The 15,219-nt window shown below is 73.5% G+C and carries 10 protein-coding genes; 2 read left to right on the top strand and 8 right to left on the bottom strand.

All coding sequences use genetic code 11. The features are described from left to right. The first annotated feature begins 111 nt into the window (after positions 1-111). On the top strand, positions 112-1,599 hold the full coding sequence (locus RY94_RS18605) for a phosphotransferase (RefSeq protein WP_052273832.1): 1,488 nt from the start codon (positions 112-114) through the stop codon (positions 1,597-1,599). 116 nt (positions 1,600-1,715) lie between these two features. Here RY94_RS18605 and RY94_RS02230 read toward each other — a convergent pair whose 3' ends face one another. Genes RY94_RS02230 through RY94_RS02220 form a run of 3 tightly spaced genes read right to left on the bottom strand, consistent with a single transcriptional unit; the run spans position 1,716 to position 9,043 of the window. Then, positions 1,716-5,168: an ATP-dependent helicase gene (locus RY94_RS02230; RefSeq protein ID WP_231554381.1), complete on the bottom strand. Its 3,453-nt coding sequence runs from the start codon at positions 5,166-5,168 to the stop codon at positions 1,716-1,718. Beyond that, on the bottom strand, positions 5,168-8,521 hold the full coding sequence (locus RY94_RS02225) for an ATP-dependent helicase (protein WP_231554380.1): 3,354 nt from the start codon (positions 8,519-8,521) through the stop codon (positions 5,168-5,170). The genes RY94_RS02230 and RY94_RS02225 overlap by 1 nt, the downstream gene beginning before the upstream one ends. 57 nt (positions 8,522-8,578) lie before the next feature. Next, on the bottom strand, positions 8,579-9,043 hold the full coding sequence (locus RY94_RS02220; RefSeq protein WP_082045985.1) for an MGMT family protein: 465 nt from the start codon (positions 9,041-9,043) through the stop codon (positions 8,579-8,581). A gap of 66 nt (positions 9,044-9,109) precedes the next feature. Between RY94_RS02220 and RY94_RS02215 the strand changes: the two genes are divergently transcribed. Continuing rightward, positions 9,110-9,853: a 3'-5' exonuclease gene (locus tag RY94_RS02215; protein ID WP_082045984.1), complete on the top strand. Its 744-nt coding sequence runs from the start codon at positions 9,110-9,112 to the stop codon at positions 9,851-9,853. A gap of 7 nt (positions 9,854-9,860) precedes the next feature. Here the strand turns inward: RY94_RS02215 and hemL are convergent, their stop codons facing one another. The 5 genes from hemL to RY94_RS02190 are packed head-to-tail and all read right to left on the bottom strand — an operon-like array spanning position 9,861 to position 15,194. Further along, a complete protein-coding gene (gene hemL, locus RY94_RS02210; RefSeq protein ID WP_043441054.1) occupies positions 9,861-11,207 on the bottom strand; it encodes a glutamate-1-semialdehyde 2,1-aminomutase in 1,347 nt (448 codons plus the stop codon). 26 nt (positions 11,208-11,233) lie between these two features. Then, positions 11,234-12,220 carry a porphobilinogen synthase gene (hemB, locus tag RY94_RS02205; RefSeq protein ID WP_043441052.1) on the bottom strand — a complete coding sequence of 329 codons (987 nt, stop codon included), beginning with the start codon at positions 12,218-12,220 and terminating at the stop codon, positions 11,234-11,236. Next, complete coding sequence (locus RY94_RS02200) at positions 12,217-13,086, bottom strand: uroporphyrinogen-III synthase (protein ID WP_052273830.1); 870 nt, start codon at positions 13,084-13,086, stop codon at positions 12,217-12,219. Before RY94_RS02200 ends, hemB begins: the two co-directional genes overlap by 4 nt. 6 nt (positions 13,087-13,092) lie before the next feature. Next, positions 13,093-14,040: a hydroxymethylbilane synthase gene (hemC, locus tag RY94_RS02195; RefSeq protein WP_043441050.1), complete on the bottom strand. Its 948-nt coding sequence runs from the start codon at positions 14,038-14,040 to the stop codon at positions 13,093-13,095. Further along, positions 14,037-15,194, bottom strand: a complete 1,158-nt coding sequence (locus tag RY94_RS02190) for a ferrochelatase (RefSeq protein WP_052273863.1) — start codon at positions 15,192-15,194, stop codon at positions 14,037-14,039. Before RY94_RS02190 ends, hemC begins: the two co-directional genes overlap by 4 nt. Positions 15,195-15,219 lie beyond the last annotated feature (25 nt).

Below are 15,219 nucleotides of genomic sequence, written 5' to 3'. Positions count from 1 at the left end.
TGGAGGAGTAGTGCGGGGGCCTACACGAGTGGTGCATCCGGCGACTCGCCGCGTTCCTGCAAGCGGCCGGAGCAGGAACGCCCTACGGTTGATCTTGTGAAACGGACACCCATGGAACTTGCAGCCATCGCCAGCGCCGCAGTACCTGGCCTCGCTCCGACCGGCGTCGCCGGCGCCCCCGACGACGCCGCGGACTTCGACTCCGCCCTGCTGGTCGACGACGCGGGGAAGCAGTGGCGGGTCCGCTCGCCCCGGCATGCAGAGGCGAGCATGCGTCTCGAGACCGAGCTGCAGGCCCTGCGCGCCTTCACGCCTGCCATCAAGGCGGAGCTGCCGTTCCTCATCCCGCACATGGCCGGCAGCGTCCGCCAGGGGGAGCTCAGCACGTTCGTGTACTCGCACCTGGCCGGCACCACCCGCCCGCTCGACGCGCTCACCGCCGGCGGGCCCGCGATGGCGCAGGAGCTCGGCCGTGTGATCGCCGCGATCCACGCGCTGCCGCCGGAGATGGTGCAGCGCGCCGACCTGCCCGGGTACGAGGCCGACGAGTACCGCCAGCGCAAGCTGAACGAACTGGACCAGGCCGCGACCACCGGGAAGATCCCCTCCGTCCTGCTGCGCCGCTGGGAGCATGCGCTCGAGGACGTCGCCCTCTGGCGGTTCAGCCCCGCCGTGGTCCACGGCGACCTCCACGAGGACCACCTCCTCATCGCCGCGGGTCGCGTCTCGGCCGTCACCGGTTGGACCGACCTGTGCGTCGGAGACCCCGCCGAGGACTTCGCGTGGCTCGCCGCGGCGGAGGACACCTCGTTCGTCGACGCCGTCTACACGGCCTATGCGGCCGCCAGGGGCACCGCCGTCGACCCCCACCTGTCCCGACGCGCCGCGCTTGCTGCGGAGTTCGCCCTGGCACAGTGGCTGGTCCGTGGGATCGCCCTCGAGGACGCCGTCATGATCGACGAGGCGGAGGACATGCTCGCCACGCTCGAGGCCGACGTCGAGGCGATCGAACGCGAACAGCACGAGGCAGCGGAACGGGCACGGCACGAGCACGAGCAGCGCCTCGAGTGGGGCGACGACCTGGGCACGGACGTGCATGCCGCCGGAGGTTCCGTCACCGAGAACGCAGCGCCCGGCCCGACCAGCGGCGCCGGTGCCGATGGTGCGCATGCCGACGGTACGGGTGCCGGCGCTGTCGGTGCCCGGGAGCGTGCCGCGCACGATCCGGCATCCGACGATCCGGACTGCGCAGGCGGAGGCCGCGCCGCCGCCGACCACGACCGGCCGTCGGGACACACCGGGGCTCCTGCGGCGGACGACGCTCCAACCCCGGAGCGGACCGGCAGCCACCTCTTCGATCCGAAGGCCGCGGCGAACCGGGCACATCTGCGCGCAGCGCCGACCGACGACGACGACCGTCACCGCGACCACGGGGCCCCTTCGGGATCCTCGCTGGCGCATGCCCGCCTCACGGCGGGGCGCCAGCGGCCTGTCACGACCTCGTCGAAGGTCACGCTGCTGACGGGCACCGAACCGGGTGCAGGCTCCCCGGACGACGTCGCCACCTCCGCCCTGCCGATCGTCCAGTCCCGCCGCTGACCCGGCCGGAGCGCAAGGCCGTTGCCGTCGCTCCACCGTCCCGAAGCGGGCAGGGTCACCGCTGCCGGACGGGGGGCGACGCCCGCGAAGGCACCCGCCCGCACCCGGTCCGACGCTCAGGAACCGGCCGCGCCGGCCGCGCGGATGATCTTCTCGAGTTCTCCCGCGTCGGCGAGGTCGTGGGGTCGCACGACCAGGTTGTCGGCGACGTAGAAGAACGCCGCGCGCACCGTCTCGAGGGGCACCTCCTTCAGCCGTGACCACGCGAGCCGGTAGACGGCGAGCTGGACCGCCTTGGCGGCGCGCCGGTCCGGCGACGGAGGCCGCCCCGTCTTCCAGTCGATCAGGTCCCAGCCGCCGTCGGCGTCGCGGAACACCGCGTCGACCCGGCCACGCACCACGATGCCGCCGATCTTCGTCTCGATGGGCGCCTCGATCGCCGCGGGCTCCCGCAGGGCCCATTCGGACTCTTCGAAGATGGCCGCCATGTCCGCCAGCCCGAGGGTCTCGTCGACGTATGCGTCTGCCCCGCCGGGGTACTCGCCGAGATCGAGCATCCCGCCGGCCCCGTAGAACTCCTCGATCCAGGCATGGAACGCGGTGCCCTTGCGGGCGGCCGACCCCGGCCGCCGGGGAAGCGGCCGCCGCAGCTGCTGCATGACCGCGGCAGCGTCCTCGCGCAGTTCCACGAGGGTCGAGGCGGAGATGTGCGACGGCAGGGCAAGGGGCAGGCGTTCCCGTTCGCGGGCCTGCCTGGCCAGGGCGAGCCGGACCTCCCGCCCCCAGCGCCCGCCGTCCGGTTCGGTCTCGGGGGCGGGTGCGGCGGCCTGCTCGAGGACGGCCTGGGCCGCACGTTCCATGGGCGCCCGTCGGGCGCCGAGGGGATCGAACGGCCAGCGCGCCCGCTCCGGGCTCGCGTTCGCCGGGTTCGCGTCGCCCTCCTCCCCCTCCGGCAGCCAGTGCGGCAGGACGACGCCGGCCGTCCCGGAGTCGGCGAGCGCCACGAGGTCCGTCAGATAGGACGACGGCGCCGACGGCTTCGACCGACCGCCGCCCCACGCCGAGGACGTGCACACCAGCGCGTACTTCGCACGGGTGAAGGCCACGTACGCGAGCCGCCGTTCCTCACGTTCGGCGTGCGCGCGCGCCTCACCGGTGAACTCCTTCTCGCTGGCGAGCCACTCCTTCTGGTCCTGCTGCTCCCAGTCCCAGTGCGGCAGTTCGGGCGCGTCGCCGCGCAGGGGCCACGGGATGGCGGAGTCGCCGCTGCTCCAGCGGGAGTCCTTGCCGCTCGGGAACGAGCCGTCGTTGAGGCCGGGGACGAAGACGACGTCCCATTCCAACCCCTTCGAGGCGTGCACGGTGAGGAGCTGGACCGCATCCCGGCTCGCTTCGAGCTGCGTCACCGGCAGTCCGTCCTCCTCCTGGTCCGCGGCCTCGAGCCAGGCGAGGAACGCCGGGAGGTCCACGCGCTCCGCGGTGGACACGAAGCCGGCGACGGCCTCGGTGAAGGCGTCGAGGTTCCGGCGGGCCTCGTGGATGCTCACGCCCGGTTTCGCGGCCACCTCGATGTCCAGCAGGATGGTGCGCTCGACCTCGCCGATCATGCTGCCGAGATCGTCGCCCACGAAGCTCCGCAGTCCGCGCAGTTCGTGGCGCAGCAGCCCGAGCCGCTGCCGGGCGGTGCCGCTCAGGGTCCTGCCGGCCGACGACACCCAGTCCAGGGGCGGGAGGTAGTCGACGGCCTCGACCAGGCTGCCGGCCTCGGCCAGGTCGGGGGCCACGACGGCGTCCCTGCCCTGCTCGCGGTCGAGCTCGCCGTCGGGCTCGCCGGCGGATGGACCACCCCGGCGGAACATGGCCTCACGCGTCCGGGCGAGCTGCCGGGACCAGTCCCCAAGGGCCATCAGGTCCGCAGGGCCGAGCCGCCACCGCGCACCGGACAGCAGGCGCAGCATCGAATCGGAACGGTCAGGGTCGCCAAGGACCCTCAGGGTGGCGAGCAGGTCGACGATCTCGGGGGTGCGCAGCAGGCCGCCGAGACCCACGACCTGCACCGGGATGCCGGCGCGCTCCAGTTCGCGCCGGATCGGCTCGAACTGCTTGCGGCCGCGGCACAGCACAGCCATGGTGGGCCGGAGCGGCGATCCGTCGTCGCCGGTCTCGAAGCTGCGCCGACGCTGGCGCAGGACCTCACGGGCCACGGCCTCGGCCTCACTGAGTGCCGGCTGCGGGTCGACCGGCGGCTGCCCTGCGGCTCCCGCAGAGGCGTCCGGGGCGTCGGACCCGACCGCGGGCGCATCCGTGAGGAACCGCCCCAGCAGGACCTCGCCGAGCGGCGCGCCGGGCCGCGCCACGAGGCCGGGGACCTGCTGGACCGTGGTGTTGCGCAGCCACGGGGCCGGCACGTTGAGCGGCGCCGACACCGTGTTCGCGGCCTCGAGGATGGAGGTCGAGTTCCGCCAGGCGACCGACAGGTGCGCCACCTCCGACGGCGCCCGGCCCTCGGTGGTCACCCTCGGGAACGCGGTGCGGAAGGTGCCGAGCTGCCCCGCGGATGCTCCCCGGAACCCGTAGATGGACTGGTGGGGGTCACCGACGGCGGTGACGGACCGCCCGTCGGCGAACAGCCGCGAGAACAGGACCATCTGGGCGTGGGAGGTGTCCTGGAACTCGTCGAGCAGCACCACCCGGTACTTCTCGCGTTCCATGGCCCCGGCCTCGGGGATGTCACGGGCGATCCTCGCCGCGAGCGAGACGAGGTCGCCGAAGTCGAGCTGCCTGCGCGCGAGCTTCGCCGCGGCGTAGTGCTCGGCCAGCTCGGTGACGGTGACGCGGGTGCGCAGTTTGTCCAGCATCTCCTGGACCTTCTGCGTCGCGGCCCGGCTCGAGCCTGCGACGTAGGGCCGCGCCGCCACGTGCTCGATGTGGCGGCGCAACTCGTCTCGGACCGTCGCCGGGCTGACCAGGTGCTCGGCGCACTCCCCCGCCATGTCGAGCACCGCCTTCACGAGCGTGCTCTTCGCGGCCGTGAAGTGCTCCCAGTCGCCGTCGTACGCTTCGACGACGGCGTGGGCGAGCTGCCAGGACTGGGCGGTACCGAGCATCACCGAATCACGTTCCACACCGATCCGCAGCCCGTAGTCCTGGACGATCCCGTTCGCGAAGGAGTGGTAGGTGGAGATGGCGGGGTCGAGCCGGTCCAGCGCGTCCCCGGCCGCGGGTGAGGATGACGGTGCGGGGGCGTCCTGGGCGAGCGCGGCATAGAGCTGGGCCAGCCGCTGCCTGACTCTCGACGCCAGCTCCCCGGCGGCCTTGCGGGTGAAGGTGACGCCGAGGACCTGCTCGGGGCGCACGAGGTCGTTGGCCACGAGCCAGACGACCCTGTCCGCCATGGTCTTGGTCTTGCCCGAGCCCGCGCCGGCGATGACCAGCAGCGGTTCCAGGGGGGCCTCGATGACGCGTGCCTGATCGTCGGTGGGGTACTGGACGGGGGCGTCCGGGTCCGTGTGCAGCAGCTCCGCCAGTCCCCTGGCCGAATACCGTACTGCCGGTCGTGCAGCGGCCACTACTGCGTCACCTGCTTTCCTTCTTCGCACAGGGGGCAGACTTCGGGCAGCCGGCATCCGCTGCCGCCGAACCCCGACCGGCGGGGGTCGTGGACGGTGTCGAACGTCGCGGCGGACATCAGCGCGGCGGCGTCCTCGATCATGGTCCTCGCCCACGTGTCCGACGGTCCCACCGGTGGCTGCACCTGGACCGCGACCCCCTTGGCCTTCGTGCCCAGCTGGACCAGTGCGGCGCCGCCCGGTGGGGTCGGTTCGGCCGTCGCTGCCTCCCCGGGCGCGGCCTGGGCGGCGTCCGAGGTGTCCTCCGGGTCCTGGCCGCCGAGCCGGGCTCCCGCGGCGAGGGCCGTCTGGTAGGCGGCGAGCTGCGGGTGGCGTGGGATGTCCGCCCCGACGGGCGAACTCTTGCCCGTCTTGAGGTCCACGACGACGAAGCGACCCTCGGCGTCGACCTCCAGCCGGTCGATCTGCCCGCGCAGGCGGACGAGTCGTTCCACGTCGGCCAGGCGGAGCCCGAGGTCGACCGCGAAGTCGACCTCCGTGGCCAGCAGGCTCCGTCCGTCCTTGCGCATGGAGAGCACGTAGGCGGCGAGTTTCCGGACCATCGTCTCGGCACGCCGGAAGTCGGATCGGCCCTCCCAGGTGTCCTTGATCCCCAGCTGGGGCCACCGCCGCTCGAGCTCCCGCACGTACTCGGTACCGGTGGCCTCCGGCAGGTCCTGGGCGATCTGGTGGACGAGCGTGCCGAGGGACCGGGCGAAGTCGGTGGTCCGCTCCCCGCCCGCCGCGGAGACGAACCAGCTCAGGGGCGAGGCGAGCACGGACTCGACCTTGGACGGCGACACCGGGATCGGCTGGTCCGCGGGCACCACCGGGTCCTCGCTGGTCATGCCGAGCACACCCCACCACTGGGACGGGTGCGCGCCCGGCACCGGCGGCTCCAGGACCGCCATCCGGCCGAGATGCCGGGCGGCCTCGCTGGACAGGGCCGGGCCGGCCTGCGGGTCCTGCGCGAACTTCCGCAGCTCGGCGACGAGCGCGCGGAGGGTGACGGGACGCAGGACCTCCGTCCGCGGACGGGCCGGGGTCCCGGGCGGCAGGGGGTCCACCACGTCGAGGAACGGGGAGGGCTGCTCGTCCTGGGAGGCGACGGCGCAGCACACCAGTTCCTGCGTGGCCCGCGAGACGGCGAGCGAGAAGGTCCGCAGCTCGTCGAACCGGATGTCCTGCAGCAGCGACACCGGGTCCCGGGTGCTGCGGAAGGATTCCCCGTGGTCGAGCAGCGCGCGCAGTTCGCCCGATCCGAGGAGTTCTCCGCGCAGCCGGAGGTTCGGCCAGACGCCGTCCTGCACGCCCGCCACGATCACGAGCGGCCAGTGCCTGCCGGCGGCACTCGCGGGCGTGAGCACGGACACCGACGCCTGGCGGGCGATGCGCGTCGTCAGCGTGTCCATGGGGATGTCCTGGCTGAGGATGTAGTCCAGGAACAGTTCCGGGTCGGCGCCGGGCATCTGTTCCACGAATCGCTCGGCGGTGTGGAAGAGTGCCATCATCGCGTCGAGGTCGCGGTCGGCGCGGGTCGAGGACGGCCCCTCGGACAGGGCCGCGGCCGACCATTGCTGCGCGAGCCCCGACGCGGACCAGAGAGCCCACAGGACGGTCTCGGGATCGCGTCCGGGGTCGGCGACGGCGGACCGTCCGGCCTCCAGCATGCGGGCGAGGCGCCGGACCGGCGCCCCCTCCGACGGCAGGGCGGCGATCTGCTCCGGCGCGGAGAACAGGGCCGCGAGGAGTTCGTCGCTCGTCCGCCCCCCACCCTCCTGCAGCTCGGTGCGCCGGAGGATCTGGCGCAGGCGCCGGAGATCCAGGCTGCCCGCACCGCCGATCCGTGAGGTGAGCAGGGAGATGCACAGCTCCGTGTCGAGGTCCGCGCGGCCCACGACGACGGCGAACAGATCGAGCAGGGGACGCACGGCCGGCTCCTCCCGGATCGCGGTCTCCGCGGCGGGGACGTTCACGGCGATGCCCTGGGCGGTGAGGAACCGCTGCACCGCGGAGACCTGCGCTCCGTTGCGGACGATCACGGCGATGTCGTCGAGGCTGCGCTCCCCGAACAGGTGCGCCTCGAGGACGCGCTGGGTGATGAACCGCTGTTCGTGGAACGCGCTGTCGAGCACGTGGGCGGACATGGCCGGTCCGTGCGTCGTCGTGCCGGCGGCCCGGGAGTCCTCCGGCCGGTGACCGTCCGGCCTGGCCCCGGGCGCGCTGGGGACGGGAGGGACGGGACCACCCTCCACGTTCCGGTAGGCCGTACTGGTTCCGGTCGTCGCGATCCGGGCGGCGACGTTGCTCCAGGCCCCGGCGAGCGGGCCCTGCAGGGTCAGCGATCCGGGCAGGGTCACGGTGGTCAGGCCCCCGCCGCGGCGGAAGAGGGTGGACAGGCGTCCGGTCAGCTCGGGGCGTGCTCCGCGGAAGCCCTGCGCCACGGTGTCGGGGCAGGAGGTGATCACGACGTCGTTGCCTGCTCCGATGAGCCCCAGCAGGGCGTGGACGGCGGGATTGGCCTCCTGGTAGTCGTCGACGAGGATGAGCTGCAGGCGCCCCCGCTCCCGGTCGAGGAAGTCGCGGTCCGTCTCGAGGATCTCGCGGGCGGCGGTGAGGATCCCGGCCGGGTCGAAGGCCTCGGGCATGCGGAGGTCGAGGACGTCGCGGTATTCGCGGTAGAGCGCGGCCGCCGCGACCCAGTCCGGGCGGTCGAAGCGCTCGCCCCAGGCGGAGAGCTCCTCGGCGGACACCCCGTATTCGCTCACGCGGTCGAAGAGGTCGCGGATCTCCTGCCGGAAGCCGCGCGTCGGCAGGGCGAGGGCGAGGCCGGAGGGCCAGTCGAGCGCCGGAGCACCGTCGCGTCCGTGTCCGGAGAGGAGCTCCTTGATGATGAGGTCCTGTTCGGCTCCCGACAGCAGCCTCGGTGCACGCGTGATGGCGGGGGTGCGTCCCTCGGCCCTGGCCCGGCGGATGAGGTCGAAGGCGTAGGACGCCCAGGTCCGGGCGGGAGCCGTGCTGATGCTGCGGTCCAGCTTGGCGGTCAGTTCGTCCCGGAGCCGCGTCGACGCCGCACGGGTGGGCCCGAGGAGGAGCAGTCCCTCCGGCTCCACGGCTCCACCCCCGATGCGGGTGACGGCGAGGTCGGTGAGCAGGGAGGACTTGCCGCTGCCCGGCGCTCCGAGGACCAGCACCTGCCCGGTCACATCCGCCAGCGACCGGAGCACGGCGTCGTACCCTTCCGCGGGGGTCACGGCCGTGGCCGTGCCGTCACCGGGCGCTGCCGGCGGGGCGTCGGGAAGAGTGCTCGTCATGGGTCAAGACCATCACACGCCACGGACAAACAGCGGCAGCGCAACGGCGCCCGCGCATCAGGCACCGGCGCGTCCCAGGGACGCGCCGACGTCGTCGAGCAGGGCCTGTTCGTCCGCGGTGGGCCACCAGCGGGCGGAGCGCAGATCCACGCGGTACGCGCCGGGGTCGGTACTGCCCTGCGGTACGGACAGCGGCGTGCCCTCGGTGTCGTAGTGTGCGCGGGCTCGCAGGGCCAGGCCGCGGGGCGGATGGCCGCCGGCGCGCAGGACGCGCCACCAGGGGACGTCCCCGGTGCTACGGGAGAGGGCCCTGCCGACCTGCCGGGGTCCGCCGCGGTCGAGGAGTTCGGCGATGTCCCCGTAGGTCAGCACCGTGCCGGCGGGGATCAGCCCGGCGACGGCGAGGACGGCGTCGCGGTAGTCGTCGGGATCGGGGCCGGGAGCACCGGTGCCGGATCCGACGGCGGGGGCCGGGCTGGTCCGCCCGCCCGGGTGGTGCGCGTCGGCGGGTCGTCGATCCATGCGCTCCACCCTAGCCCGGCGGGGCTGCACGCCTATTTGGTCGGAGCCCGCCCGTACGGTGATCCCATGACGAGCTGGCATGAGGGGCCGAGGGCCGGATTCGACCTCGAGACGACGGGGCGGGATCCGCTGACCGCGCGCATCGTCACCGCGACGATCGTCCTCGTGGACGGCGACGTGCTCGAGCACCATGAGTGGCTGGCCGATCCGGGCGTCGACATCCCGGACGGCGCCGCGGCCATCCACGGCATCACGACGTCCCACGCGCAGGCGCACGGCCTGCCTGCCACGGACGTCGTCCATGGGATCTCGGCCGTGCTGGCACGCCTCTTCGCCGCCGGCGTCCCCGTGCTGGCGTTCAACGCCCGGTACGACTTCACGGTGCTGGCGCAGGAGGGGCGCCGCCACGGCGCGCGGGTCCCGGCGCCCTTCCCCGTGATCGACCCGTACATCATGGACAAGCAGGCGGACCGCTACCGGCGCGGCAAGCGGACCCTGACGGCGATGTGCGAGCACTACGCCATCCCCTTCGAGAACGCCCACACCTCCGCCGCGGACGTCCTCGCGACGCTCCGGGTGGGAACGGTCCTCGCCGAGCGGTTCGCGTTCCTCCGGCGCCCCGCCACGGACCTGCATGCCTCGCTCGTCGTGTGGGCCGACCGGCAGGCGGCGAACTTCGAGGAGTACCTCCGGCGGACCGAACCCGACGCCGTCATCGAGCGGGCCTGGCCCGTCGTCGGCTGCTCCCCCGACCGGCCGGCGGACCGGGCGGACGGTCCGCCGGCCCAGCCTGTCGGCCAGTACACCTAGCCGGCCACTACGGCTGGTCGACCGGCACGGCCTCCGCCGCTGCCCGCGCGGCGGCCGGAAGAGCCGCGTGGATGCGCTCCATCGCGGCGTCGTCGTGTGCCGCGGAGAGGAACCACGCCTCATACACGGACGGCGGGAGGTACACGCCCGAGTCCAGCATGGAGTGGAAGAAGGGCCCGTAGCGGAAGGCCTCCTGTGCCTGCGCGTCGGCGTAGTTCCGGACGCCGTGCTCGGCGGTGCCGAACGCGACGCTGAAGAGGTTCCCCGCGCGCTGGATGGAGTGGTCCACACCGGCCTTCGCGAGTTCCGCGGTGAGGGCGTCGCTGACCTCGAGCGACCGCGCATCGACGTGCCGGTAGACGTCGTCCGTCGCGGCCGTGAGGGTCGCGACACCCGCCGCCATGGCGATCGGGTTCCCCGACAGCGTGCCCGCCTGGTAGACCGGGCCGATCGGCGCCAGGTAGTTCATGACGTCGGCGCGCCCTCCGAGCGCCGCGGCCGGGATGCCGCCGCCGATGACCTTGCCGAAGGTCAGCAGGTCCGGCGTCCACGGGTGCTCGGCGTCGTCCGCGCCGCCGGTGAGCTTCCAGTACCCGCCCGGGTGGGTGCGGAACCCGGTCATGACCTCGTCCACGATGAACAGCGCGCCGTGCTCGGAGGTGATGCGGCTGAGGAACGCGTTGAAGCCGGGTGCCGGCGTCACGACGCCCATGTTCGCGGGAGCGGCCTCCGTGATCACGGCGGCGATGTGCTCGCCGTGCGTGCGGAAGGCCTCCTCGACGGCCTCGACGTCGTTGTACGGCAGCACGAGCGTCTCCGCCGTCGTCGCCTCCGTGACGCCGGCGGAGCCGGGCAGCGCCAGGGTGGCGACGCCCGATCCGGCGGCCGCGAGGAGGCTGTCCACGTGCCCGTGGTAGCAGCCGGCGAACTTGACGATGAGGTTGCGCGACGTGAAGCCCCGGGCGAGCCGGACGGCGGTCATGGTGGCCTCGGTCCCCGTGGACACCATGCGCAGCAGCTCCACGGCGGGGACGCGCTCCCTGACGAGCTGCGCGAGGTCGGCCTCGGCGGGCGTCGAGGCGCCGAAGGTGAGCCCGTGGTCGACGGCGCGATGCACGGCCGCGATGACGTCCGGGTGCGAGTGGCCGAGCAGTGCCGGCCCCCACGAGCAGACGAGGTCCACGTACTGCGTGCCGTCGGCGTCGGTGACGTAGGGACCGTGCGCGTCGACGAGGAAGCGCGGGGTCCCGCCCACGGAGCCGAAGGCACGGACGGGCGAGTTGACGCCGCCGGGCATGAGGGCGCGGGCGCGCTCGTAGAGGTCCTCGGACGTGCTTGCTGCTGGGGTCGTCATCGGTGCGGTTCCTTCGCTGTGGGAGTTCAGTGGGCGGGCTCGTCGAGCCAGAGCGCGAGCTCCGAGGCCCAGTAGGTGAGGATCATCTGCGCGCCGGCGCGCTTGATCCCGAGGACGGATTCCTCGATGGCGCGGCGGCGGTCGATCCAGCCGTTCGCGGCCGCGGCCTCGATCATCGCGTACTCCCCCGAGATCTGGTACGCCGCGACGGGCACGGGCGACATGGCGGCGACGTCCGCGAGGATGTCCAGGTAGCTCATGGCGGGCTTGACCATCACCATGTCGGCGCCCTCCTCGAGGTCGAGTTCCACCTCGAGGATCGCCTCACGGCGGTTCGAGGCGTCCATCTGGTAGGTCCGGCGGTCGCCGACGAGCTGGGAGTCGACGGCCTCGCGGAACGGGCCGTAGAACGCGGAGGCGTACTTGGCGGCGTAGGCGAGCACCACGGTGTCCTGGTGTCCGGCCTCGTCCAGCGCCTGGCGGATGACGGCGACCTGCCCGTCCATCATCCCGGAGGGGCCGAGCACGTGTGCGCCGGCCCGGGCCTGCTCCACGGCCATCTGCCCGTACAGCTCCAGTGTCGCGTCGTTGTCCACCGTGCCGTCGGCGGCGAGGACACCGCAGTGCCCGTGGTCGGTGAACTCGTCCAGGCAGACGTCGCTCATGACCACGAGGGAGTCGCCCACCTCGGAGCGGACGTCCGCGATCGCACGGTTGAGGACGCCGTCGGGGTCGATGCCGGCGCTGCCGGTCGCGTCGCGGTGCTCGGGGATGCCGAACAGCATGATGCCGCCGACGCCGCGCTCCACCGCCTGCGCTGCCGCCCGCTTGAGGGAGTCCGTGGTGTGCTGCACGACCCCGGGCATGGAGAGGATCGGCGAGGGCTCGGCGAGCCCCTCGCGGATGAAGGCCGGCAGGATCAGCTCGGACGGGTGGACGCGGTACTCGGCCACCATGCGCCGCAGGGCGGGGGTCGAGCGCAGCCTCCGGGGCCGGTGCTGGGGGAAACTCATGGCTGATCTCCGTTCGATGGTGCGGCGTGCGAGATGGGTGCGTCGTCCTGTGCGAGGGCGTCCGCCGCCGCCCGGGCGATGCCCTGCGGTGTGGGGTCTGCGGCCGTGGCCGCCGGCGCCCACCCCTCGGACCGGAGCGCCCCGGCCGTGGTGCGGCCGATGGCGACGGCCCGGAAGGACAGCGGACCGCCGCCCAGCCTGTCATGGAACTGCCGGACCGCGCTCGGGGCGGTGAAGACGACGGCGGGCTGGACGCCGCCCGACGTGAGGCCCACGAGCTCGCGGAGGGACAGCACCGGCGGTCTGGGCCCGTCCTCCTCGACGCCGGGGACACGCCGCGTGGTCGACGCCGGGTAGGGCACGGTGCGGTACGCCTCGACGCGGTGGACGGCCCGGCCCGAGGCCGCGAGTCCCGCACGGAGGTCGTCCGGGGCGAGATCGGCCTGGGGCAGGAGGACGGCGCCCCGACCGGACGGGAACGCCGCCAGGAGGCCGGCCGAGGACGCCTCCCCGGGCACCAGGTCCACGACGACGCCCGCCGCGGCCAGTGTCCGCGCGGTCGCGGTGCCGACCGCGGCGACCCGCGCTCCCCCGCGGCGGACGAGGGTGGCGAGCGTGTCCGCGCCCGCGAGCATCCCGAGGGACTGGACGGCGTTGGCGCTGGTCAGGACCAGCCACTCGTACCCGCCCTGCCCGAGGGCCGCCAGCGCGCGGCCGACGGCGTCGGTGGCGGCGGGGAGCTCCGTGTCCGTGAGCGGCAGGGCGTAGGCCGTCATGCCGCCCGCGCGGAGGGCGTCGGCGATCCGGACCGCCCGGGCCGGGTGCCGGAGCACGACCACCGGCCGGCCCCCTGACCAGCTGACCATGCGTGCCTAGCTGTTCAGGGGCGCGATGTCGGCTGCCCCGGCGGCGAGCAGCTCCTCGGCGAGTTCGAGGCCGAGCTGCGCGGCGGCGACGGCGTCGGTGGCCGGCGCCGAGCGGGTCAGGCGGATCATCGACCGGCCGTCCAGGCTGCACACCACGGCCTCGAGGGCGAGGTCGTCGCCCTGCAGCCGGGCGAGGGCGCCGATGGGCGCCGCGCAGCCCGCCTCGAGCTGCAGGAGGACGGCGCGCTCCGCCGTCACCGCGAGCCGTGTGGGCAGGTGGTCGTAGGCGGCGAGTGCTTCGCGCACCCCGGGGGTCGCCTCGCTCTCGCGACACTCGATCGCGAGGGCGCCCTGGCCCGCGGCGGGGAGCATGACGTCCGGGTCGATCAGCTCGGTGATCGCCTCCTCGCGCCCGAGCCGCCGCAGTCCCGCCGCGGCGAGGACGACGGCGTCGAGGTCACCGGGTGCTCCGGGGACGAGCCCTGCGACGCGTCCGAGACGCGTGTCCACGTTGCCGCGGATGTCCACGACCTCGAGCCCGGGACGCGCGGACCGGAGCTGGGCGGCGCGTCGCGGGGACCCCGTGCCCACGCGTGCACCGTCCGGGAGCGTGGCCAGGGTGAGGCCGTCCCGGGCGCAGAGGGCGTCGCGGACGTCCTCCCGCTCGGGCACGGACGCGACCGTCAGACCCGGGGCGGGCAGCGTGGGGAGGTCCTTGAGCGAGTGCACCGCCACGTCGCACCGCTCCTCGAGGAGGGCGTCACGGAGGGCTGCGACGAAGACGCCGGTGCCGCCGATCTGCGAGAGCGACCCCTTGAGGACATCCCCCTCGGTCCGGACGCGCACGAGCTCGTACGGCAGGCGGGCGAGCCCGGAGACCCGCTCCGCCACCGTCGTCGTCTGCGTCATCGCGAGGGCGCTGCCCCGCGTGCCCACCCTGATGGCTGCGCTCATACCGTACCGGGGTTGGGCAGCGGCGTCCCCACGGTGGAGTCGACGGCGGCGACGGTCGGCTTCTCCCCGCGGCGGTTCGCGCAGCAGTTCGGACGGCACACGTCGAACCAGGGTCCGAGCGCCGTCGCCGACGGGCGGTCGACGATGTTGTCGTCGATGGTGCGCTCGAGGATGAGGTCCACGAGTCCTTCCACGAACTTCCGGTGGGTGCCCGGCGTGGGCACGCGGTCGGCGACGATCCCGAGTTCGCCGCAGGTCTCCATGGCCTCGGTGTCGAGGTCCCAGGCGACCTCCATGTGGTCGGAGACGAAGCCGAGGGGGACGATCACGACGCCGCGCGTGCCGGTTTCGTAGCGGTCGCGGAGGGCGTCGCTGATGTCCGGCTCGAGCCACGGGATGTGCGGGGCGCCGGAGCGGGACTGGTAGACCAGGGACCACTCGACGCCCGCGGCCCCGGGGATCCGGTCCAGCACCGCCTGCGCGGTCGCCAGGTGCTGCGCCACATAGGCGCCCTCCTCGTAGGCCGGCCCGCCGTCGCCGGCACGCGGTCCGGCGGCCTCGGCGTCGCCCATGGGGATGGAGTGGGTGGAGAACATGATGTGGACGGGCGCTTCGGGGGTGCCCTGCTCGGCGAGCCCGGCACGGACCTTGGCGAGGCCGTCGGTCACGCCCTCGACGAAGGGTTCCACGAAGCCCGGGTGGTCGAAGTACTGGCGGACCTTGTCCACTTCGAGCCGGCCCTCGAGGCCGGTCTTCACGAGCGCCATGCCGAGGTCCTCGCGGTACTGGCGGCAGCTCGAGTAGCAGGAGTAGGCGCTCGTGGTCACGGCGAGCACCTTGCGGTGACCGGCGTCGTACGCCTCCTGCAGGGTGTCGGCGATGAAGGGCTCCCAGTTGCGGTTGCCCCAGAAGACGGGCAGGTCGATGCCGCGACGCCGGAGCTCGGCCTCCATGGCGGCCCGCAGGGCCCGGTTCTGGCTGTTGATGGGGCTCACGCCGCCGAACGCACGGTAGTGGTGCGAGACCTCCTCGAGGCGCTCGTCGGGGATGCCGCGGCCGCGGGTCACGTTCCGCAGGAAGGGGATGACGTCGTCCTGTCCCTCCGGTCCGCCGAAGGAGGCGAGCACCACGGCGTCGTACGCCTTCGGGGCCATCCGCCCGTTCTCGTCGACTCCGTCG

The organism is Arthrobacter sp. L77 (genome assembly GCF_000816565.1).
GTDB classification, from domain to species: domain Bacteria; phylum Actinomycetota; class Actinomycetes; order Actinomycetales; family Micrococcaceae; genus Arthrobacter_D; species Arthrobacter_D antioxidans.
This window is presented reverse-complemented; position numbering and strand designations above follow the sequence as displayed.

Excerpts from the sequence above, each read along its gene's own strand:
- RY94_RS18605 (WP_052273832.1), top strand. The coding sequence starts at position 112 with ATGGAACTTGCAGCCATCGCCAGCGCCGCAGTACCTGGCCTCGCTCCG.
- RY94_RS02225 (WP_231554380.1), bottom strand. The coding sequence starts at position 8,521 with ATGACGAGCACTCTTCCCGACGCCCCGCCGGCAGCGCCCGGTGACGGC.
- RY94_RS02220 (WP_082045985.1), bottom strand. The coding sequence starts at position 9,043 with ATGGATCGACGACCCGCCGACGCGCACCACCCGGGCGGGCGGACCAGC.
- RY94_RS02215 (WP_082045984.1), top strand. The coding sequence starts at position 9,110 with ATGACGAGCTGGCATGAGGGGCCGAGGGCCGGATTCGACCTCGAGACG.
- hemL (WP_043441054.1), bottom strand. The coding sequence starts at position 11,207 with ATGACGACCCCAGCAGCAAGCACGTCCGAGGACCTCTACGAGCGCGCC.
- hemB (WP_043441052.1), bottom strand. The coding sequence starts at position 12,220 with ATGAGTTTCCCCCAGCACCGGCCCCGGAGGCTGCGCTCGACCCCCGCC.
- RY94_RS02200 (WP_052273830.1), bottom strand. The coding sequence starts at position 13,086 with ATGGTCAGCTGGTCAGGGGGCCGGCCGGTGGTCGTGCTCCGGCACCCG.
- hemC (WP_043441050.1), bottom strand. The coding sequence starts at position 14,040 with ATGAGCGCAGCCATCAGGGTGGGCACGCGGGGCAGCGCCCTCGCGATG.
- RY94_RS02190 (WP_052273863.1), bottom strand. The coding sequence starts at position 15,194 with ATGGCCCCGAAGGCGTACGACGCCGTGGTGCTCGCCTCCTTCGGCGGA.